Source organism: Pseudomonas sp. GW-45, assembly GCF_056896675.1.
The window spans coordinates 550,389-570,524 of record NZ_CM167674.1; the positions used below are offsets into that span (position 1 = coordinate 550,389).

General features: G+C 54.0%; 16 protein-coding genes. 10 read left to right on the forward strand and 6 right to left on the reverse strand.

Annotated features, from left to right (window positions below; all coding sequences use genetic code 11):
* Nucleotides 1-245: 245 nt before the first annotated feature.
* The 6 genes from murJ to ispH all read left to right on the forward strand — a co-directional run bounded on the left by murJ (nucleotide 246) and on the right by ispH (nucleotide 8,184).
* Nucleotides 246-1,817: a murein biosynthesis integral membrane protein MurJ gene (gene murJ, locus AC1XYH_RS02485; protein WP_483325086.1), complete on the forward strand. Its 1,572-nt coding sequence runs from the start codon at nucleotides 246-248 to the stop codon at nucleotides 1,815-1,817.
* 321 nt (nucleotides 1,818-2,138) lie between these two features.
* Nucleotides 2,139-3,065, forward strand: coding sequence for a bifunctional riboflavin kinase/FAD synthetase (gene ribF / locus AC1XYH_RS02490; RefSeq protein ID WP_483325087.1), 927 nt, complete (start codon nucleotides 2,139-2,141; stop codon nucleotides 3,063-3,065).
* Between the two features lie 22 nt (nucleotides 3,066-3,087).
* Nucleotides 3,088-5,913, forward strand: a complete 2,826-nt coding sequence (gene ileS / locus AC1XYH_RS02495; RefSeq protein ID WP_483325088.1) for an isoleucine--tRNA ligase — start codon at nucleotides 3,088-3,090, stop codon at nucleotides 5,911-5,913.
* Nucleotides 5,906-6,403, forward strand: coding sequence for a signal peptidase II (gene lspA, locus AC1XYH_RS02500; protein WP_483325089.1), 498 nt, complete (start codon nucleotides 5,906-5,908; stop codon nucleotides 6,401-6,403). Before ileS ends, lspA begins: the two co-directional genes overlap by 8 nt.
* A 299-nt stretch (nucleotides 6,404-6,702) precedes the next feature.
* Nucleotides 6,703-7,140, forward strand: a complete 438-nt coding sequence (fkpB, locus tag AC1XYH_RS02505; protein WP_483325090.1) for an FKBP-type peptidyl-prolyl cis-trans isomerase — start codon at nucleotides 6,703-6,705, stop codon at nucleotides 7,138-7,140.
* 96 nt (nucleotides 7,141-7,236) lie between these two features.
* Complete coding sequence (gene ispH, locus AC1XYH_RS02510) at nucleotides 7,237-8,184, forward strand: 4-hydroxy-3-methylbut-2-enyl diphosphate reductase (RefSeq protein WP_483325091.1); 948 nt, start codon at nucleotides 7,237-7,239, stop codon at nucleotides 8,182-8,184.
* Between the two features lie 479 nt (nucleotides 8,185-8,663).
* Here ispH and AC1XYH_RS02515 read toward each other — a convergent pair whose 3' ends face one another.
* From AC1XYH_RS02515 to pilB, 6 genes are all read right to left on the reverse strand, one after another.
* Nucleotides 8,664-9,611, reverse strand: a complete 948-nt coding sequence (locus AC1XYH_RS02515) for a Nudix family hydrolase (protein ID WP_483325092.1) — start codon at nucleotides 9,609-9,611, stop codon at nucleotides 8,664-8,666.
* A gap of 31 nt (nucleotides 9,612-9,642) precedes the next feature.
* The gene (yacG, locus tag AC1XYH_RS02520; RefSeq protein ID WP_483325093.1) at nucleotides 9,643-9,831 is read right to left on the reverse strand and encodes a DNA gyrase inhibitor YacG; all 189 of its coding nucleotides are present in this window, start codon (nucleotides 9,829-9,831) and stop codon (nucleotides 9,643-9,645) included.
* The gene (coaE, locus tag AC1XYH_RS02525) at nucleotides 9,828-10,439 is read right to left on the reverse strand and encodes a dephospho-CoA kinase (protein WP_483325094.1); all 612 of its coding nucleotides are present in this window, start codon (nucleotides 10,437-10,439) and stop codon (nucleotides 9,828-9,830) included. Before coaE ends, yacG begins: the two co-directional genes overlap by 4 nt.
* 81 nt (nucleotides 10,440-10,520) lie before the next feature.
* The gene (locus AC1XYH_RS02530) at nucleotides 10,521-11,393 is read right to left on the reverse strand and encodes a prepilin peptidase (protein WP_483325095.1); all 873 of its coding nucleotides are present in this window, start codon (nucleotides 11,391-11,393) and stop codon (nucleotides 10,521-10,523) included.
* Between the two features lie 4 nt (nucleotides 11,394-11,397).
* Nucleotides 11,398-12,660: a type II secretion system F family protein gene (locus AC1XYH_RS02535; RefSeq protein ID WP_483325096.1), complete on the reverse strand. Its 1,263-nt coding sequence runs from the start codon at nucleotides 12,658-12,660 to the stop codon at nucleotides 11,398-11,400.
* Nucleotides 12,661-12,663: 3 nt separating this feature from the next.
* Nucleotides 12,664-14,364 (reverse strand): type IV-A pilus assembly ATPase PilB, encoded by a 1,701-nt coding sequence (gene pilB / locus AC1XYH_RS02540; RefSeq protein ID WP_483325097.1) that lies wholly within the window; start codon nucleotides 14,362-14,364, stop codon nucleotides 12,664-12,666.
* Nucleotides 14,365-14,643: 279 nt separating this feature from the next.
* Between pilB and AC1XYH_RS02545 the strand changes: the two genes are divergently transcribed.
* The 4 genes from AC1XYH_RS02545 (at nucleotide 14,644) to AC1XYH_RS02560 (ending at nucleotide 19,901) form a co-directional block, all read left to right on the forward strand.
* A complete protein-coding gene (locus AC1XYH_RS02545; protein ID WP_483325098.1) occupies nucleotides 14,644-15,054 on the forward strand; it encodes a pilin in 411 nt (136 codons plus the stop codon).
* A 765-nt stretch (nucleotides 15,055-15,819) separates the two neighbouring features.
* Nucleotides 15,820-17,481: a wax ester/triacylglycerol synthase family O-acyltransferase gene (locus AC1XYH_RS02550; protein WP_483325099.1), complete on the forward strand. Its 1,662-nt coding sequence runs from the start codon at nucleotides 15,820-15,822 to the stop codon at nucleotides 17,479-17,481.
* Between the two features lie 47 nt (nucleotides 17,482-17,528).
* The gene (locus tag AC1XYH_RS02555; RefSeq protein WP_483325100.1) at nucleotides 17,529-18,989 is read left to right on the forward strand and encodes a DUF3336 domain-containing protein; all 1,461 of its coding nucleotides are present in this window, start codon (nucleotides 17,529-17,531) and stop codon (nucleotides 18,987-18,989) included.
* A gap of 81 nt (nucleotides 18,990-19,070) precedes the next feature.
* The gene (locus AC1XYH_RS02560) at nucleotides 19,071-19,901 is read left to right on the forward strand and encodes a uroporphyrinogen-III synthase (protein WP_483325101.1); all 831 of its coding nucleotides are present in this window, start codon (nucleotides 19,071-19,073) and stop codon (nucleotides 19,899-19,901) included.
* Nucleotides 19,902-20,136 lie beyond the last annotated feature (235 nt).

Consider the following 20,136-nt stretch of genomic DNA (forward strand, 5'->3'; position numbering starts at 1 on the left):
ATTAGGTACAAATAAGGCCGCGTACTATGCAGCCGGGACGGGTTAATGTCAAGAGGGCTGTAGAAAACCGATAGACGGATTTGCTATGTATCAGCAAAGGTTCGTCGACGGTTGACGCGGTGCGCAGAGTATACAGACAAAGTGGCCTGCGTACCTCTATTTAGTTGTTGGCGGTTGCGCTTGCGGCACCTGACAAAGCTAAGGGTAGAGCGTTATTATGGCGACTTTTCTCGGCGCACATATCAATGTCTCAACCTTTGCCTACTGATACCCCGCCGCCTAAGGCGCCTAGCCTGCTGCGGTCCGGCATGGTTGTCAGCGTAATGACCCTGCTTTCTCGTGTGCTAGGTATGGTGCGTGATGTGGTAGTCGCCGCCTATTTTGGCTCTCAATCTGAAGCCGATGCCTTTTTTATAGCGTTCAAAATACCTAACTTTCTGCGCCGTTTATTTGCCGAGGGCGCCTTTGCGCAGGCTTTTGTGCCCGTGTTGTCGGAGTATCGCACCAGGCGCCCTCTGGCTGAAGTAAAGCAGTTGGTGGATCGGGTAACAGGCACCCTCGGGTTAACGCTGGCGTCCATCACGGCGTTGGGCGTGGTGGGTGCGCCAGTGCTGGTCATGTTGTTTGCGCCGGGGTTTCATGACGACGACGGTAAGCTTGAACTGGCTACCGACATGTTGCGTATTACCTTTCCTTACCTTTTTCTGATCTCGTTAACCGCACTCTGTGGCTCGATTCTCAATAGCTATGGCCGTTTTGCGGTGCCGGCTTTTACCCCGGTGCTGCTGAACGTCTGCATGATTGGCGCAACCGTTTGTTTTACGCCTTACTTTGACCGGCCGATCATGGCGCTCGCTTGGGGTGTATTTGTCGCGGGCGTGGCTCAATTGCTGTTCCAGCTGCCTTTTCTCGCGCAGATCAAGTTGTTGCCGACACCGCGCCCGAATCGCAAAGACCCGGGCGTCAAACGCATCATGACGTTGATGATCCCCGCGCTGTTCGGAGTCTCGGTTAGTCAGATCAACTTGTTGCTCGATACGGTACTGGCGTCTTTCCTGCAGACCGGCAGCATTTCCTGGCTGTATTACGCTGATCGCCTCTCTGAGTTGCCGTTGGGGGCATTTGGTATAGCGATAGGGACGGTGATTTTGCCTGCGTTGTCTCGCCAACATTCTGCAGAGGATCCGCGGGCGTTTGCCCGGACACTGGACTGGGCAGTGCGCATGGTGCTCCTGGTCGGCGTGCCTGCGGCCATCGCGTTGCTGTTATTGGCGGAGCCGATGATCGCTTCGTTGTTCCATTACGGAGCCATGACCGACCAGGACGTGTTTCAGGCTGCGGCTGCCCTGCGAGCCTATTCCGTCGGGGTGATGACGTTCATGCTGATTAAGGTATTGGCGCCTGGGTATTTCGCTCGGCAAGATACCAAAACGCCGGTCAAGATCGCGATCATCTGCATGATTACCAATATGGCTCTCAATCTGATCTTTATCTGGCCTCTGGCACATGTAGGGCTTGCGTTGGCGACGTCGGTATCCGCTTTGCTGAATGCGGGCTTGTTGTGGTGGGGGCTGCGTAAGGCAGGTGTTTTCCAGGCGCAGCCAGGCTGGTTGAAGTTTAGCCTGCGTCTGCTGGCGGCTTGCACGGCCATGGCGCTGGTCTTGTTGTGGTTAGCGCCGCCTACGCAGGACTGGCTGGTTTGGGGGTGGCAGCGCAAGGTGTGGGAAATGACCCTCCTGGTTGGTGCGGGTATGGGCGCATACCTACTGGTTCTGGTCGTCGGTGGTTTGCGCTTGCGTGAGCTTCGGCATAGCTGAAGTCCCCTGCTGCTGGCGTAGGTAACGCCGCGGGCGCTTGCCACTCTGGTGTTCAGAAATAAACTGAGCTGTCGGTTGGTCTGTTGGTCGAGATGGAACTCGACCCTCCAAAAAACCATTGGCGCTGTGGAAGGTTGGGTTCCATTTTGGCCAGCGGCCTGGGTGCTTGCGCAGATGCTGTTACGAGGCCCCTGTCAAATGCTATGGCGCTGTCGTCAGAGGTGACTGCCCGTAAGCGTCTTCGGCCACAGCGGGAATGACGTTGGTAGTCGCAAACCTGTATACTCCAGGGTTTCGACTGATTCACCACTAACGAGCATTATGGAACTGGTCCGCGGTCTACATAATCTGCGGCCCCGGCATCGGGGCTGTGTCGCAACAATCGGCAACTTCGACGGCGTGCATGCTGGCCACCAGGCGATTCTGTCCAGGTTGCAGGCGCACTCTGAACGTCTCGGCCTGCCCGGTTGCGTGGTTATTTTCGAACCCCAACCACGCGAGTACTTCGCCCCCGATGCGGCTCCGCCGCGTCTGACGCGCTTGCGTGAGAAACTGGCGTTGCTGCAAGCACAGGGCGTTGACCGAGTATTGTGCTTGGCCTTCAATCGACGCTTGCGTGAGCTAAGCGCCGAGCAGTTCGTGCAGCAAGTGCTTATTGAGGGGTTGGGTGTCCAGCACTTGGAGGTCGGTGACGACTTCCGCTTTGGTTGTGATCGCTCCGGCGATTTTGCTTTCCTGCAAAGTAGCGGTGAGCAACATGGCTTCACTGTCGAGGCGGCCAACACCGTTGCCGAAAGCGGCGAACGCATTAGTAGTACCCGCTTGCGGCAAGTGTTGGCAGAGGGTGACTTTGCATTGGCCGAGCGGCTGCTGGGGCGGCCATTCAGTATCGCTGGGCGTGTGCTCTACGGCCAACAACTTGGCCGCACCATTGGCGCACCCACCGCGAACGTTCAATTGAAGCGTGTTAATCCTCCTTTGCATGGCGTTTACCGCGTGAGCGTCGAGTTAGATGGTGTTCTGCAAAAAGGCGTTGCCAACATCGGTAAGCGGCCGACGGTGAAGAGTGACGGCAAAGCGCACCTGGAAGTCCATCTTTTCGATTTTGATGGCGATCTTTATGGTCGTCGGTTGGATGTCGTATTTCACGAAAAATTGCGAGAGGAGCAACGCTTCGACTCGCTGGATGCATTGCAGGCGGCAATCAAGGCTGATTTTGCCGCGGCCAGGGCCCAATGGGGCCTGTGAACTTAAAAGAGCCTGAATCTAGATGACTGATTACAAAGCGACACTGAACCTGCCCGCCACGGATTTTCCGATGAAAGCGGGGTTGCCAAACCGCGAGCCGGAGACCCTCAAGCGCCTTGATGGTTTATACCAGCGTATCCGTGAAGTCAGCCAGGGTCGCCCGCAATTCATCCTGCACGATGGCCCCCCCTACGCCAACGGGGTGATTCACATTGGCCACGCGCTGAACAAAATCATTAAAGACATGATCGTCCGCTCTAAGACGTTATCCGGCTTTGATGCGCCCTACGTGCCCGGCTGGGACTGTCATGGTCTGCCGATTGAGCACAAAATCGAGACGACCCACGGCAAGCATTTACCCGCGGACAAGGTGCGTGAGCTTAGCCGCGCCTACGCCACCGAGCAGGTCGCCTTGCAGAAGGCTGATTTTATTCGCCTCGGCGTACTGGGTGATTGGGATAACCCTTACCTGACCATGAACTACGCCAATGAAGCTGGCGAGATTCGTGCGTTGGGTAAAATGGTTGAGCAGGGTGTTGTCTTCAAGGGATTGAAGCCGGTCAACTGGTGTTTTGATTGCGGCTCGGCGCTGGCTGAAGCCGAAGTTGAGTATCAGGATAAGAAGTCAGAGGCTATCGACGTTGCATTTGCGGTAGAAGATGCAGACAAGTTAGCGACAGCCTTTGGTTTGGCAACATTGCCTAAGCCAGCGGCCATTGTGATCTGGACTACCACACCGTGGACCATTCCTGCCAACCAGGCGCTGAACGTGCATCCGGAATTCACCTATGCGCTGGTTGATACCGGCGAGCGGCTGTTGCTGCTAGCTGAAGACCTGGTTGCAGATTGCCTGGCTCGTTATGGTCTGGAAGGCAAGGTTGTGGCTACCGCTGAAGGCGCGACGCTGGAAATGATCAACTTCCGTCATCCGTTCTACGACCGCCTGTCACCGATTTATTTGGCTGACTACGTTGAACTGGACGCCGGTACCGGCGTGGTGCACTCAGCCCCCGCCTATGGTGAGGATGACTTCCGCACCTGTAAGCGCTACGGCATGACCAATGACGATATCTTCAGCCCGGTCCAAAGCAACGGCGTCTATGTAACCGATCTGCCATTTTTTGGTGGCCAGTTTATCTGGAAGGCCAACCCGGCCATCGTCACCAAGCTTGAAGAAGTGGGTGCGTTGCTCAAGCATGAGAGTATCCAGCACAGTTATATGCATTGCTGGCGTCACAAAACGCCCCTGATCTATCGCGCAACGGCGCAATGGTTCGTCGGCATGGATATTCCCGTCGCGGGCGGCGAAACTCTGCGTGAACGCTCACTTAACGCGATTGAGCAGACTGATTTCGTACCTGCGTGGGGCAAGCAGCGCCTGCATAATATGATTGCCGGTCGCCCAGACTGGTGTATCTCGCGTCAGCGAAACTGGGGCGTGCCGATCCCTTTCTTCCTGCATAAGGAAAGCGGTGACCTGCACCCGCGCACCATCGAGCTAATTGAGCAAGTTGCTCAGAAAGTAGAGCAGGGCGGTATCGATGCCTGGTTTGATATGGACGCCAGCGAGCTGCTGGGTGATGAAGCAGCGCAGTACGATAAAATCAGCGATACGCTGGATGTCTGGTTTGATTCCGGAACCACCCATTGGCACGTGATGCGCGGCTCAAACCCTATGGGGCATGCTCAGGGCCCGTTGGCTGACCTGTATTTGGAAGGCTCGGATCAGCATCGTGGTTGGTTCCATTCGTCTCTGCTGACGGGTTGTGCGATTGATGGTCATGCGCCTTATCGCGGTTTGCTCACGCACGGTTTTACTGTCGATGAGAACGGCCGCAAGATGTCCAAATCATTGGGCAATACTATCGCTCCGCAGAAGGTTAACGACACGCTCGGCGCTGACATTCTGCGTCTGTGGGTTTGCTCCAGTGACTACTCAGGTGAGATGGCGGTATCTGACCAGATCCTGCAGCGCAGTGCCGATGCTTATCGCCGTATCCGTAATACCGCACGCTTCCTGCTGTCGAACCTGAATGGCTTCGATCCCAAGGTCGACGCTCTGCCGCCAGAGCAGATGCTGGATTTGGACCGTTGGGCGGTTGATCGGGCGCGTTTGCTGCAGGCGGAAATCGTCGAGGCTTACGACACCTACAAGTTTTGGAACGTCTACCAAAAAGTGCATAACTTCTGTGTGCAGGAATTGGGCGGCTTCTATCTGGATATCATCAAGGATCGCCAATACACCACGCAGGCCAACAGTGTTGCGCGGCGCTCCTGCCAGACCGCGTTGTATCACATTGCCGAAGCGCTGGTGCGCTGGATCGCACCGGTACTCTCGTTCACGGCAGAAGAGCTGTGGCAGTACCTGCCAGGCGAGCATAACGATTCGGTGATGCTGAATGCTTGGTATGACGGGCTGGCTGAACTGCCAGCGGATCAAGCCTTAGGTCGCGAATTTTGGAACACCGTGATGGGTGTTAAAGAAGCGGTCAATAAAGAACTAGAGAACCTGCGAAGCGCCAAAGCCATTCGCGGCAACCTTGAGGCAGAAGTCACCCTCTTTGTGGAGCCGGCCTTGAGCGAGCAGCTGGCGAAGCTGGGCGATGAGCTACGCTTCGTGTTGATCACTTCCCAGGCGGCCTTGGCGCCCTTGGCAGAGGCTGGTGCCGATGCGGTCGAGACTGAGCTGCCTGGCCTCAAGCTGCGTATTCTTAAATCAACTGAAACCAAATGCGCGCGCTGCTGGCACTTCCGCGCCGACGTGGGCACGCATGCCGCACATCCTGAGATCTGTAGCCGCTGCGTAGACAACATCGAAGGCGCTGGTGAGGTTCGTCAGCATGCCTGAGGCCAAAAAAGGCAGTCTGGCGTGGCTTTGGCTGTCGCTGCTAATTATCGCTCTGGATCAGTTGACCAAATGGGTCGCGGTAAGCAACCTGGAAATGTACCAGCAAGTGCCGGTCATAGCTGATCTGTTCAGCTTTACCCTGGCTTACAACACGGGCGCTGCTTTTAGCTTTCTGGCAGACGCCGCTGGCTGGCAGCGTTGGCTGTTTGCAGCGATTGCCGTGGTGGTGAGTGTCGTGCTGTGTGTTTGGTTGTCACGGCTGGACCGCAGCAAACGCCTGGAAGCTATCGCTCTTGCACTCATTCTCGGCGGCGCGTTGGGAAATCTGTATGACCGCGTGGTACTAGGCCACGTGGTTGATTTTATTCTGGTGCACTGGCAACAAAGGTGGTTCTTCCCCGCGTTCAACATTGCCGATAGCGCGATTACCGTTGGCGCTGCGCTGCTAATTCTGGATATGTTTGTCGGTAAGAAGAAAACTGAAAACTAGAAACGCTACCAGCTGCTTCTGGAAGGTCGAGTTCCATCTCGACCAGCGCCTTAGCCAGTAGCGCCGTTGGTGGGTGATGCAAGGTAGCGCGAGTGTGCAGTTCGTACGTCCCCTGGCCTTCCTGCCTAGGATGCTTTGTAAGCAGACACCCGCTCGCTCATGCTGTTGCTCCAGTATTGAGAGCCAGAAATGACTAGGTTTTGCTAAGTCACTGACAGAATGTTTAATCTGGTCTGCTTAAATGCAGGTCGCCCGTAAAATTCAGCACGACACGCTAAAATCAATACTGAGATACCCAAATGACTGATCTGCGCATCAACCACGACACCTTGGTTACCCTGCATTTCACGCTGAAATTGCCCAACGGCGACGTCGTCGACACTACTCTAGATAAGCAGCCAGCTACCTTTAAAGTAGGTGATGGTAGTTTACTGCCCGGGTTTGAACAGGCGCTGTTTGGTCTAAAGGCCGGCGATAAACGCAGTTTTGAGATCGAACCTGAACGGGGTTTTGGCCCGGGCAACCCGCAAAATCTGCAGAACATCTCGCGCGATCAGTTTGATGAAATGGAGTTAGAAGAAGGCCTGCTGGTGATCTTTCAAGATGCCGCTGGCGGTGAATTGCCGGGCGTCGTCAAAACCATCCATGAAACGGTGGTTGAGGTCGATTTCAACCATCCGCTGGCCGGTAAAATCATCACATTTGATGTCGAAATTATTGATGTGAAGGTGGCCTAGGAAAGCCTTCTGTGTTCTCCCATTGGCGTAAAATCGCATTCTCCATCTTGATGATGGATAATCCGCCGATATCAGCTTTCTCTTTCCGAGGTACTCATGCAGATCAAATTGGCTAACCCCCGCGGCTTTTGCGCAGGCGTTGATCGCGCCATCGAGATCGTCAACCGTGCCCTCGAAGTGTTCGGCCCACCCATTTATGTGCGCCATGAAGTAGTGCATAACAAATTTGTGGTGGAAGACTTGCGTAGCCGTGGCGCAATATTTGTGGAAGAGATTGATCAGGTGCCAGATGACGTCATCGTTATCTTCAGTGCCCATGGGGTGTCTCAGGCAGTGCGCCAGGAAGCAGCCGATCGTGGCCTCAAGGTTTTTGACGCGACTTGTCCCCTGGTTACCAAGGTGCACATGGAGGTGACGCGATACAGCCGTGATGGCAGCGAATGCGTACTTATCGGCCACGCCGGCCACCCGGAAGTCGAAGGCACCATGGGCCAGTACGACGCCAGTCAGGGCGGCGCTATCTATCTGGTCGAAGACGAAGCAGATGTAGCCAAGCTGCAAGTGATGAACCCTGAGCGCCTGGCTTTTGTCACACAAACCACCTTGTCGATGGATGACACCGCGCGGGTCATCGATGCCCTTCGCGAACGTTTTCCGGCCATCGATGGCCCACGCAAGGATGACATTTGCTACGCCACCCAGAACCGCCAGGATGCGGTCAAGCAGCTGGCTGGTGATTGTGACTTGGTTTTGGTGGTTGGCAGCCCAAACAGCTCCAATTCCAATCGACTAAGGGAGCTTTCTGAGCGGATGGGCACGCCTGCCTATCTGATCGACGGCGCAGATGAGATCAAGCCTGAGTGGCTAAAGGCCGTGTCGAATATTGGCGTAACAGCAGGCGCCTCAGCACCTGATGTGCTAGTACGGCAGGTGATCCAGCATTTGCATGCACAAGGCGCGACCGGGGCAGAAGAGCTCGCAGGGCAAGAAGAGAATATCGTTTTCAGTATGCCTAAAGAACTGCGAGTGGTTCAGGTCGAGTGAGGCTGTGGTTTGGTTAGCCTTGGAGCCTAAAATACCAAACGCATATCCCTCAGCTAGTACCACGCCTAGAAAAGCCTGACGCCAGCGGGGTTGGCCGTCTTGGAAGGCCGGGTTCCATCCCGGCCAGCAGCATCATCAGATACACTGCTGCTGTTATGTGCTAAATAGCCAGAGTCATGTCGCCGGGTGGCTCGCTTGTCGAGATGGAGCACGACCTTCCAAAACCAAACCACAGTACTAAACCACAGTACTAAACCACAGTACTAAACCACAGTACTAAACCACAGTACTAAACCCCATATCACCACCGCCTGCCTGCCGCACAGTGGAAGGCCGGGTTCCATCCCGGCCAGCAGCATCACCCAATACACCGCTGCTGTTATGCGCTAAATATCCAGGTTCATATCGCCGAGTAGCGCACTGGTTGAGGTGGAGCGCGAGGTTCCGTAGCAACTTGCATTTATGAGCGCACGATTACCTTATTTCTCTTGAGGCCAAAACGCGCGTATTCCCGCCACACCTTGCGCGCCGCAGGCTTGAGCTTGCTTGAGCTGCTCAGGTGCAATTCCCCCCAGCAGATACACAGGCACGGTAGCTGTGCGTATAAAGTTTTGTGCTGCATTCCAGCCCAATACTTCGGCGCAGGGATGACTACGGGTGGCAGAGACCGGCGACAAAGTGACAAAGTCGACACCAAGTTCCATCGCCATTTGTAGTTCTTCTGCGTTGTGGCAGGAGGCTGCCAGAGGCCAGTTTGTGTGTTGTTCTGGTTCTTTTTTATTAGCCTGCCAAAGATTGCTTAACTGAGCGCTAGTAAGGTGCCAGCCGCTGTTAGGCCAAGGTGGCGGTGTGTTGCCTTTAAAAAGCCATTGAAAATCGCCGCCGAAGCGTTCAATCACCTTGGCGGCGAGCACCTGATATTCGGAGCCATCGAGCTGCGTTTGGCGCAGTTGGACGAGCCGTATACCTTTGGCTTTGGCGCGCTCCAGCCCGGCAAACAATGATAGCTCGTCAGTGTCCGGCGTTATCAGGTAGTGATCAGGTAGTCGTGCGGCGTTTAGTATCGGCTGATTGGCTGCAGGAAAGTCGAAACTAGCCAACTCATGTGGCTCCACCCATCGCACGGCTTGGCCTTCCGCGCCATGTGCTTCACCTGAGAATAGAGCCACCTTCCAAACATCCAAGCGAACAGACTTATCGGAATAATCGTGACGGATGTCTATCAACGGGTGCGCGTCGACCACGCTAATGCCCAGCTCTTCCTGTAGCTCTCTACGCAGGGCTTCAAGGCGCTCTTCGCCAGCCTCCAGCTTGCCACCTGGAAATTCCCATAAGCCGCCTTGATGGGCGCTATCAGGCCGCTTGGCGATGAGTATCTGGCCGCTAGGATTGGTAATGACGCCCGCCATGACATGAATGCGGCGCATCAGGAGATGTTGGTGAGCAGTAAGTTCGCGATCATTGCCGAGACAAATCCTCGGAAAACACATCCTGCTCTTGTTCATTGCCCGGAATAACATGTTCTTCAGACGCCCAAGCGCCCAAATCAATCAAGCGGCAGCGAGGTGAACAGAAGGGGCGGTCTGGGAACGCGGCATCCCAAGTGACGGGAGCTTGGCAAGTTGGACATTCGACGCTAAGTGTCATGAGTTATTCTCCTGCAGCATCGCGAGATACTGCTGATGCAGTGCATCTACCTGTTGATGCAAATGTGAGAGATCGCGATCATTGATAATAATGTCATGGGCTTTTTTTAGCCGATCTTCGCGCTGAGCTTGTACCTGCATAATGGCTTTGATCTGATCCTCAGAAACCTTGTCGCGCACTGCAGTTCTAGCTAGCTGGAGGGCCTCAGGCACGTCCACCACGATGATCCGACTGGCGAGGCTGTGCTGGCCCGACTCGATCAGCAAAGGCGAAACCAGCAACGCATAGGGTGAAGTGGCGCTACTAAGATCGCGAATAGTTTCTTCGCGAATCAGCGGGTGTAGCAAGTCTTCGAGCCAGACGCGCTCTTGCGGGTTGGTGAAAACGCGCTGACGTAACGCTGCGCGGTCTAGGTTGCCGTCCGCCAGCAAGATGCTATCGCCAAAGCGATCCACTATAAGCGCCAATGCGGGTTTGCCGGGCTCAACCACCACGCGGGCTTTGACGTCCACATCCACCACATGGATGCCATGCGCAGCTGCAAAATAGTTGGCGGCTGCGGATTTGCCGCTGCCAATACCGCCGGTCAAGCCGATGATCATACTCATAGCAGACAACATTGATTCCGTAGGTACTTAGGCTTCGTAGGTTTTTGCAGCGATATACGACTTTTATGACTAAAAGCTGGCTCAGAAGCCAGCGAACTGCAAATAGCTGCTGGTGATTGTCTCACCCCAAATCAGTGCAATCCAGCCTGCAATGGCCAGGTAGGGGCCAAAGGGCAGGGGAGTGGCGTTATCCTGACCGCGAGTCTTAAGAATAATGATCCCTAGAATTGCACCGACTAAAGAAGACAGCAAGATAGTCAGCGGCAGAATCTGCCAGCCACCCCAAGCGCCGAGCATGGCCAGTAACTTGAAGTCACCGTAGCCCATGCCTTCCTTGCCCGTCACCAGCTTGAACAACCAATAAACCGACCACAAGCTGAGGTAACCAGCTACCGCGCCCCACAGGGCTTCATTCAACGTGGTGTAAACGCCAAAGCTATTTGCAATCAGCCCCAGCCACAATAACGGTAAAACCAGTACGTCCGGCAGCAACTGGGTATCAGCGTCGATCATGCTAAGGCTGATCAGCCCCCAAGTCAGCACCAGCATGCCGGCAGCCGGCCAGCCGAAACCGTACTGCCATGCGACCACCATCGACAGCGCTGCGGTCAGTAGTTCAACCAAAGGGTAGCGTGGGCTTATCGGCGCCTTGCACTGACCGCAGCGACCCTTCAGCAGCAGGTAACTGACTACGGGCAAGTTTTGCCAAGCTTTGATCTCTGCGTTGCACTGAGGGCAGTGAGAGTGCGGCAGAATCAGGTTGTAGGTCGGCTGCTCGGGCTGCGGCGAGTCTGGAGCCAGCATCTCACGGCTTTGTTGTAGCCACTGAGCTTCCATTATCTTGGGCAGACGATGGATAACCACATTCAGAAAACTGCCGATAATCAAGCCGAGCAGACCGGCGAGCAAAATAAAGGCCAGCGCGTGGCTGGCCAGGTAGTCGAGTAATTGCATGGTGTTAGACGACGGCACCGAGTTGGAAGATAGGAAGATACATGGCGATAATCAGGCCGCCGACGAGAACGCCCAGTACGCACATGATCATGGGCTCAAGCAGGGTGGTGAGATTGTCAACCTTGTTATCAACTTCTGCTTCGTAGTAATCAGCTACTTTTTCCAACATGCCGTCGAGATTACCGGATTCCTCGCCGATCCCCGCCATCTGCACAGCCAGTGATGGGAAAACGTTGGTAGTTCGCATAGAGAAGTTTAGCTGGGAACCTGCAGAAACATCTTCTTTGATTTTCATGACGGCATTGTAAAAAACCACGTTGCCGGCCGCGCCTGCTACCGAATCCAGAGCTTCAACCAAAGGCACGCCAGCTGCAAATGTAGTGGAAAGTGTTCGAGCGAATCTGGCTACAGCGGCTTGATAAACTATGTCGCCCACTACCGGCGCTTTCAGTAAAGCGCGGTCTTCCGCATCTCTCAGTTTTTTTGATTTTACATGTGCTTTGCCGTAGGCATAGCCACCGGCAATAAGCACTATAAGAATAATAAACCACCAAGCTTGTAGCCACTCTGAGAGGCCAATTACAAATAGGGTGAAGCCTGGAAGCTCAGCCCCAAAATTGGCGAATACTTCTTGGAAGCTGGGCACTACCTTCAATAACATAATTGCCGTGACGATAATTGCGACCACAACAACAGAAACAGGGTATGTCATTGCTTTCTTGATTTTTGCTTTTAAAGCTTCGGTTTTTTCTTTGTAGGTCGCAATACGATCTAAAAGTGACTCGAGACGGCCTGATTGCTCACCTGACTCAACCAGGTTGCAAAACAAATCATCAAAATAGTTTGGATGCTGGCGCAGAGAGTCTGCCAAGGTGTTACCTGCAGCAACGTCGACTTTTACCTCATTGACCAACTTGGCCATATTGGGGTTTTCAGCACCTTCGGCAATAATTTCAAAAGCCTGAATAATCGGTACACCAGACTCTAGCATCGTCGCTAGCTGCCGGGTAAAGAAGGCAATATCCAGCGGCTTGATCTTCTTCGCGCGCTTGCCAAATAGAGAGGATTTTTTGTTGATCTTGGTAACCAGAATGCCTTGCTTGCGTAGCTGATTCTTTATTAGCGCCGCATTAGAGCCCTGAATTTCACCAGTAATCTTGGTGCCCTTACGGTCTTTACCTTCCCACTTAAAAGGGTAAAGCTTCGCTTCCTTGGCCTTTTTTTTGGCAGCTGCAGGATTCTTTTTTAGTGCTGCTTGTTGCGCCATGACTTAATCCTTGGTCACTCGGTTAACTTCCGCCAGACTGGTCACACCCTCTTCTGCTTTCATAAGGGCGGATTGGCGCAAGCTGCTAAAGCCCTCGCTCTGGGCTACATCAGAAATCTGAATAGAATTGCCGTCTTCCATGATAATGCGCTGCATTGCAGGGGTGATTTTGACGACTTCATAAATACCAACACGTCCTTTATAACCATCTTTACAATTTTCGCAACCCACGGGGCCAAAAATTGTAATGCCGGCATTAACATGCTCGACTGGAAAGCCTTCTTCCAATAGCGTCTCGCGGGGGATTTCCATTGGTTTTTTGCAGGTTTTGCAAAGCCTGCGGGCCAGCCGCTGGGCAATAATCAAATTGACAGACGTGGCTATGTTGAACGAAGGCACGCCCATGTTGCGCAGGCGAGTGAGTGTCTCTGCGGCGCTATTGGTGTGCAGAGTAGACATTACCATGTGACCGGTCTGGGCCGCCTTGATAGCGATCTCGGCCGTTTCCAGGTCGCGAATCTCACCCACCATGATAATGTCCGGATCCTGACGCAGGAAAGCGCGCAGCGCCTTGGCAAAGTCCAGCCCCTGCTTGGGGTTAACGTTGACCTGGTTGATGCCTTCCAGGTTGATCTCTACCGGGTCTTCCGCTGTGGAGATATTGCGCTCCATGGTGTTAAGGATGTTCAGCCCGGTATAAAGCGAAACCGTTTTGCCTGAGCCGGTAGGTCCGGTAACCAGAATCATGCCCTGTGGTCGTTCCAAGGCAGCCATATACATCTTTTTCTGGTTGTCCTCATAACCCAGGGCATCGATACCCATCTTGGCGCTTTCCGAGTCAAGAATACGCAGTACCACCTTTTCACCCCAAAGGGTTGGCAAGGTGTTCACGCGAAAGTCGATGGCTTTGTTCTTGGAAATCTTTAGCTTGATACGGCCATCTTGAGGCTTTCGACGCTCGGCAAGGTCCATGGATGACATTACTTTCAAACGCGCTGCTATGCGCACACCCAGCTGTTGGGGAGGTTTAGCCACCTCGTGCAATATGCCGTCGGTGCGAAAGCGTACGCGATATGTTTTCTCGTAAGGCTCAAAGTGCAAGTCAGAAGATCCCATGCGCACTGCATCCAACAGCATCTTGTTTACAAAACGAACGATGGGCGCGTCGTCCGAGTCGCTTCCCATGTCCTTTTTGTCGTCGTCGGTAACCGTCTGAACATCCAAATTATCCAGATCCGCATCAGCCATATCACCCAATCCGCCGGTTGGGCTGTCGAGATACTTCTCTATTGCAGCGTGCAGCTTGTCGTCTTCAACAATAACGGCATCGGTCATCAATCCAGTATTGAACTGAATATCGCTGAGCGCTTGTTGATTGGTAGGGTCCGAGATTGCCAAATAGAGCCGCGAGCCGCGTTTGAACAGCGGCATCACGTTATGTTGGCGAATCAGCTTCTCGCTGACCAGGTCTTGCGGTTGAATCTCTTTGTCTATGGCTGAGAGGTCAAAGTAGGGGTAACCAAACTCTTCCGCGCACACCATCGCCAGGTCGCGGGCGCTTGCCAGCTTTTTCTGCACCAAGTGGGTAATGAAGGGGATTTTGTCCTGACTAGCTTGCTGGCTGGCTTTCGCTGCGGTTGCAGCATCAAGCAGTTGATCTTGCACTATGCGTCGGGCCAGTCCAGAAAGGGCAGGGTTTTCCATGGCTAAGCGAATCTCTGAAACAAAAAGCGAATTTAGACGGCACTATAGTATAGGTTGCGGTTGGCTTGCACGGCAAAGTAAGGGCTGGGGCTTACTTTGGGGACAGTGATAGATGAGTGACAAAAAGCGTCACTATTGGACGCCTGAAGGCGCTTAGTGATTATGCAAGTGAGTAACAGAGTTCAGGTAGGGCTGGATTTTAGGGTTTCCCAGTATTGGCCTGTTATTTGCTTGGTTTCGATCAGCCATAGGGCTAGCTCACATACAATGGAGAACTACATGAAAGCTCAAGTACAAAAGGGTTTTACCCTTATCGAACTGATGATCGTGGTTGCGATTATTGGTATTTTGGCTGCGATTGCGTTGCCTGCTTATCAAGATTACACCATCCGCGCAAGGGTGACTGAAGGCTTATCTCTGATGAGCGGCGCAAAGGCTACTGTTTCTGAAAATATAGCAAATGATCCTGCTACGCTCGGTACTGCTGCAGCTTGCGACGGTGTTAACCTGAATACTGCCGGTACCAATGTGGATACTTTCACATGCACCACCGGGACTTTGGCAGTTACTATGAATGCTACTGCAGGGTCGGCTCAGATGACTCTTACGCCTGCTGGTGGCGGCGTAAACCCGGTTACTTGGGCTTGCACCAGTACCACGCCAAATTACGTCCCCGCAGAGTGCCGCTAACAGGTAAACAGCGTTAGGGAATAATTTGGGTCAGATGAGCAATTTTTTTGATCTCAGTTATTCGCTTCGTGTTTTAACAACAATCCCCGGCTCGCCGGGGATTGTTGTTTCTGCTTTCCTGGTAACGGGTCTTCACGCCTGACCGGGGCCATATGAACATTGTTCATTGAATGTCTGGCCGACCTGCTTTGCCGATTCGCGCCGGTTGTCTTGCCAGCCTTTCAATTTCACCCTTGAACTTACCGTTCTCCAAAGCAAGAACGCTGAGCGTTGTTTCGTTCATGTTTTCTATTAGCTCAGCTCTCAGCTGCTTTGAGAAAAGACTTCGGCAGGGAGATTGGTGTGACTCTGGTGTGCTTCCGAGCTGCTGGTGCCAAGCATGTGAGGTCATCAGTCGCGGACTCATATCGAGGTAATCTTTCAGTCAACCGCAGATTTGCACCTTTTTGGTGCCTTCGCCAAGTTTGGGTTCCGCTCAATTTATAAATGTGTCGCTTTACTGCTGGCCTCTACGCCTCTAGCTAGGCGCCGCATCACTCTTTTTTTGTGAGCCGCTGCGAGTATTCAAAGCTTTGTGACCAATTGGTCACAAAATTGCATTATCCTTGTCAGCCTCAAATCACATCGTTTTATGAAGATGGCTGTTGTTTGGTGCGTTTTACATTTCTGGCTTAACTGCTTGACTTGAATTAAGGCCTGTCGGTCGCCTAAGGGCGATGCTTGGCGATGAATCGAATACACCTATCCGGTACGAGGACTTCTATAATGAAACAGCTCACTCCGATGGATTCTCAGTTTTTCTATTTTGAGGCGCCCAATCAACCCATGATGATTGGCAGTCTTTGGCTTTGTGATCAGAGCAGTGCGCCGGGCGGGGTGGTGCGACATAAGGAAATCCTGCAGTACATTTCTGATCGGCTTAACACCACGTCTTTTTTTCGCCGCCGATTAGAGCATGCACCTTTTCAGTTGGACGACCCTTACTGGCTGGATGATGAGAACTTTGATCTTGAGTACCACGTGCGTCACGTGGGTTTGCCGCAGCCAGGAGATTGGCGGCAGCTGTGCATCTTCACTGCACGGACCATGTCCCGCAGCGTCGATATGGAGCGCGCGCCTTGGGAGATTTACATCATTGAGGGCGTTAACAATGTAGAGGGCATTCCGCCCAACAGCTTTGCGGTACTCATCCGCTTTCACCATGCCTATGTGGACGGCAAAGCCAGCCTTGAGTTGACCACGGCGATGATGGAGGATACCGCTGAGCACGAGTACGGCCGCCGCGACCGCGTAGAGGTTGCCGAGCGCGCGCCTACGCGTCTGGAAATGTGGGCGCGCACGACGCCCCGGATGATGAGCCAGACGTTGCGCAGTATGAAGGCTAGCCTGACGGTTGGGCGCAAAGGGTTGGAGCTCGCGCGCCGCTTGCGTGATGAGGCCAAGCCGGAGCAGACCCGGGTGCCCAAAACGGTCTTCAATGTACAGATATCGCCCCATCGTTCCTACGGGGCCTTTACCTGGCGGATTTCAGAGCTTAAACGCATGCGTCAGTTATGTCCTGGTAGCACCTTGAACGACGTGGTGATCGGCATCATTGCCGGCGGTATGCGTCGTTACTTGGCCCATCACAACGCGCTACCGGCAAATGGTTCGTTGGTTTCCATGTGCCCGGTGTCGTTGCGGCCTAGCGAGGCTAGCAAAGACTGCGGCAACCTGATTGCAGCTATGTTCATCGGCATCGGTACGGATATTCCTAATCCCGTAGATCGCCTGCAAGCGATTCAGCGCAGAACGGCCAAAGGTGTGCCGTTAGCCAAGGAAGTGCTCTGTGATTTGAATAATGCGGTTGGCGACATGATCCCGCCTTACATGCGTGCGCTTGGCGCCTGGGCGCAAAACCGCGTGCGCGCGGTCGGTCATTATCCCCTGTTCAATACCGTCATTACTAACGTGCCAGGTATTCCTGGTATGCAGCCACGCTATTTTGCGGGCGCAAAGATCGTCAACGTGTTCCCTCTGGTGCCTATCTCCGATGGTATGGGCATTAGCCACGGCATGACGGGTATCTATGATGAGCTGAATTTGGGTGTGGTAGCCGACCGCAAAATAGTGGGTGATATGGACACCTACATTGCCTGTGTAGAGGCATCCACTCAGGAGTATCAAGGGTTGTTGCAGGAGTTGGAGTCAGCCCAAGCGAAGCAGGCTGAACAGCAGAAGTTGGTGTCGCTTGTATCTGAGTCGTCAGTGCCGGAATCACCGGATAAGAGCAATAGCTCGCCTGACAAAAAGCCGGCCGAGCACAAGGCAGAGCATGATAAGGCCACGCCAGCGCGTAAACGCAAGAGTGATAACGTCGCCGCAGCTCAGGCTGAGGCTAAAGCGTCCGATGTGGCGTCGGCACGCTCGGCCACTCATACACGCTAGTTTTTGTTACAGACAACAAGCGCCTCAGCGGCGCCAGGGGTACGGATATGGGCTTGAAACTGTTTCAGCGCGGGCGCAGCAAATCCATGTTGCAGGCAATGGAAAAGGCCGAGACCTATGACGATTGGGCTGAGTTGGCAGGAGAGTATGATCATGAGCATGGGTTGGATGACTGGAAGCAGGACGATGCCTGCGAGAGCTATGATTATCGCTCCTTGCGCCAGCGCCTCGATGTACTGCGGGATCTGCGCTTTCGCGGCGACTTCCATCAACTGCTATTTGCCCTGAACGAAGGGGTGCACGGCAATTTAGGTGGTATGGGTAAGCCGTCGCTGTACAACAAAGCGCGGCTGGGCACTAAAACCCTGATTACCCGCTATATCGATGAATTGTGCGGGGCTTTGAATGACCTCAATGAGGTTTCCGACGACATCATTTCTCTGGAGGAAAAACGGGATTTCTTCCTGCGGGCCAGTCATTGCAACGGCCGTTCCGCCCTGATGCTAAGCGGCGGGGCAGTACTTGGGTTTTTCCATACGGGCGTGCTAAAAGCGCTATTTGAACAGGGCCTCTTGCCGGAGATTATCTCGGGCTCAAGTGCCGGTTCTATTCTCGCTGCCACCGCCTGCACCCACCATGACGATGAACTGCGCGAGCGTCTCAGTACCGATAACTTGCATCACGACGTAGAAGAGACCACGGCTATCCGACCGACATTGTCGCTGTTGGGCAATAGCAGGCCGGCTATGGATGCGGATAATCTGCGTGACTATTTAGCTAAGATCCTCCCTGATCTCACTTTTCAAGAAGCCTTTGAATTGACCGGGCGCAAACTGAATATCACAGTAACGGGGCTCTCGACGCAGCAGGCGCCGCGCCTGCTTAATGCTATTACTTCACCCAATGTGTTGATCCGTTCAGCGGTGATGGCGTCCTGCGCCATCTATGGAATCTACCCGCCGGTTACGCTGATGTGTCGCAACGCTGCTGGCGAAAGTGCGCCTTACTTGCCGGGCATGAAGTGGATCGATGGTTCTTTTGCCGACGACTTGCCGGCCAAGCGCCTGGCTCGGCTCTATGGTGTTAATCATTTCATCTCGAGCATGACCAACCCGGCCGCGCTAGCGATCACGCCCGATCCGGATGTGCCGCGCACTCGCTTGCGCACCTTGGTGAACTTCCAGGCGAATTTTATCAAGCTGGGCGCGGCGGAGGCTATGCGCTTCAGCCGTGACAATATCCGTATAAAGTCGCCGGTGATCAGTTTGATGCAGCACCTGACCTATGGCGTACTAGCTCAGGACTATACCGCTGACATCAATATTTTCCTGCGTAACCGTTGGGACCATCCCTTGCGTTTATTGGCGCCGCCAACCCGCGAAGCTATGCACCGATTAATTCACGAAGGCGAGCGCTCCACGTGGGAGAAGGTGGAAATGGTGCGCAACTGCACGGCCGTCAGCCGAACCCTTGATACTATTCTGCACAGCCGCGGCTGGGAAAAGTAAGGCGTTGCAGCTGTATGGTGCTTTCCAAGTGCCATGCAGCTGCGCACAATGGCTTATCCGTCCTGATCGAGAATTATAGCCATGAGCACAGAAGACCTGCCCTTAAGTGGCCGCCGCATTGCCCTGCCGGAAAGCCGTGAGCTGGACTTGTTTGCCGATATGCTGATTAAGCGTGGCGCAGGCGTGCTGCGCTGCCCACTGGTGTCTATTCACGACGCGCCTGATTCCGCTCCGGTGTTGCGCTGGATGCGGGAGTTGATCGATAAGCCTTTTGATCAGTTGATCCTGCTCACCGGTGAAGGACTGCGGCGCATGGTGTCGCTTGCAGAGCGCGAAGGTGGCGTCCTGTATGCAGACTTCGTCGCTGCATTGGGACCCATTCCTAAACTCACCCGTGGGCCGAAACCTGGCGCGGCGTTGCGCAAGCTGGGCTTAAAGGCTGATCGAATCGCGGTCGTGCCCACCACCGAAGGTGTGATTGAAACGCTTAAGAGCGAAAATCTGAACGGTCAACGTATCGGCGTGCAACTATACGGTACCGATCCGAATCTGCGTCTGGTCGAGTTTCTGCAAGAGGCCGGCGCACAGGTGAGCACGGTGTCGCCTTATATTTATGCTGATGATGTGGAAGATGAGCAGGTTGATCACTTGATTGATGCGCTGCTCGCTACCGAAGTCGACGCGGTGGCTTTTACCAGTGCTACCCAGGTACGTAGGCTGTTTCAGGTGGCGCGCCGCCGTGAGCAGGGTGAAGCGCAATTACTGGCGGCGTTCGGCAAAGTGAAGGTTGCTGCTGTGGGACCCGTGGTGGCGGATGAGTTGGTAGCCTATGGCGTGCGGGTAGATTTGATGCCGGAAAGCAGCTTTTTTATGAAGCCGCTGGTGCGGGAATTGGTCAAGGTGCTGGGTTAAGCATTTCCTAATGTTTTGGAAGGTCGGGTTCCATCCCGGCCAGCGGCCTGGATTAATACATCGTGTTTTCGTGTGTTACGTAGCAGTTCGTTGTTGCCGATAAGCACGCTGGTCGAGATGGAACTCGACCTTCCAACTTCAAACCCAAAGGTTGGCTGCTTTTTGGAGGGCCGGGTTCCATCCCGGCCAGCGGCCTGGATTAATACATCGTGTTTTCGTGCGTTACGTAGCAGGT

Coding starts and splice junctions, on each gene's coding strand:
- AC1XYH_RS02535 (WP_483325096.1), bottom strand. CDS start 12,660: ATGGCGCAACAAGCAGCACTAAAAAAGAATCCTGCAGCTGCCAAAAAA.
- AC1XYH_RS02560 (WP_483325101.1), top strand. CDS start 19,071: ATGAGCACAGAAGACCTGCCCTTAAGTGGCCGCCGCATTGCCCTGCCG.
- ribF (WP_483325087.1), top strand. CDS start 2,139: ATGGAACTGGTCCGCGGTCTACATAATCTGCGGCCCCGGCATCGGGGC.
- AC1XYH_RS02545 (WP_483325098.1), top strand. CDS start 14,644: ATGAAAGCTCAAGTACAAAAGGGTTTTACCCTTATCGAACTGATGATC.
- ileS (WP_483325088.1), top strand. CDS start 3,088: ATGACTGATTACAAAGCGACACTGAACCTGCCCGCCACGGATTTTCCG.
- fkpB (WP_483325090.1), top strand. CDS start 6,703: ATGACTGATCTGCGCATCAACCACGACACCTTGGTTACCCTGCATTTC.
- AC1XYH_RS02555 (WP_483325100.1), top strand. CDS start 17,529: ATGGGCTTGAAACTGTTTCAGCGCGGGCGCAGCAAATCCATGTTGCAG.
- coaE (WP_483325094.1), bottom strand. CDS start 10,439: ATGAGTATGATCATCGGCTTGACCGGCGGTATTGGCAGCGGCAAATCC.
- AC1XYH_RS02550 (WP_483325099.1), top strand. CDS start 15,820: ATGAAACAGCTCACTCCGATGGATTCTCAGTTTTTCTATTTTGAGGCG.
- yacG (WP_483325093.1), bottom strand. CDS start 9,831: ATGACACTTAGCGTCGAATGTCCAACTTGCCAAGCTCCCGTCACTTGG.
- ispH (WP_483325091.1), top strand. CDS start 7,237: ATGCAGATCAAATTGGCTAACCCCCGCGGCTTTTGCGCAGGCGTTGAT.
- pilB (WP_483325097.1), bottom strand. CDS start 14,364: ATGGAAAACCCTGCCCTTTCTGGACTGGCCCGACGCATAGTGCAAGAT.
- murJ (WP_483325086.1), top strand. CDS start 246: ATGTCTCAACCTTTGCCTACTGATACCCCGCCGCCTAAGGCGCCTAGC.
- AC1XYH_RS02530 (WP_483325095.1), bottom strand. CDS start 11,393: ATGCAATTACTCGACTACCTGGCCAGCCACGCGCTGGCCTTTATTTTG.
- AC1XYH_RS02515 (WP_483325092.1), bottom strand. CDS start 9,611: ATGCGCCGCATTCATGTCATGGCGGGCGTCATTACCAATCCTAGCGGC.
- lspA (WP_483325089.1), top strand. CDS start 5,906: ATGCCTGAGGCCAAAAAAGGCAGTCTGGCGTGGCTTTGGCTGTCGCTG.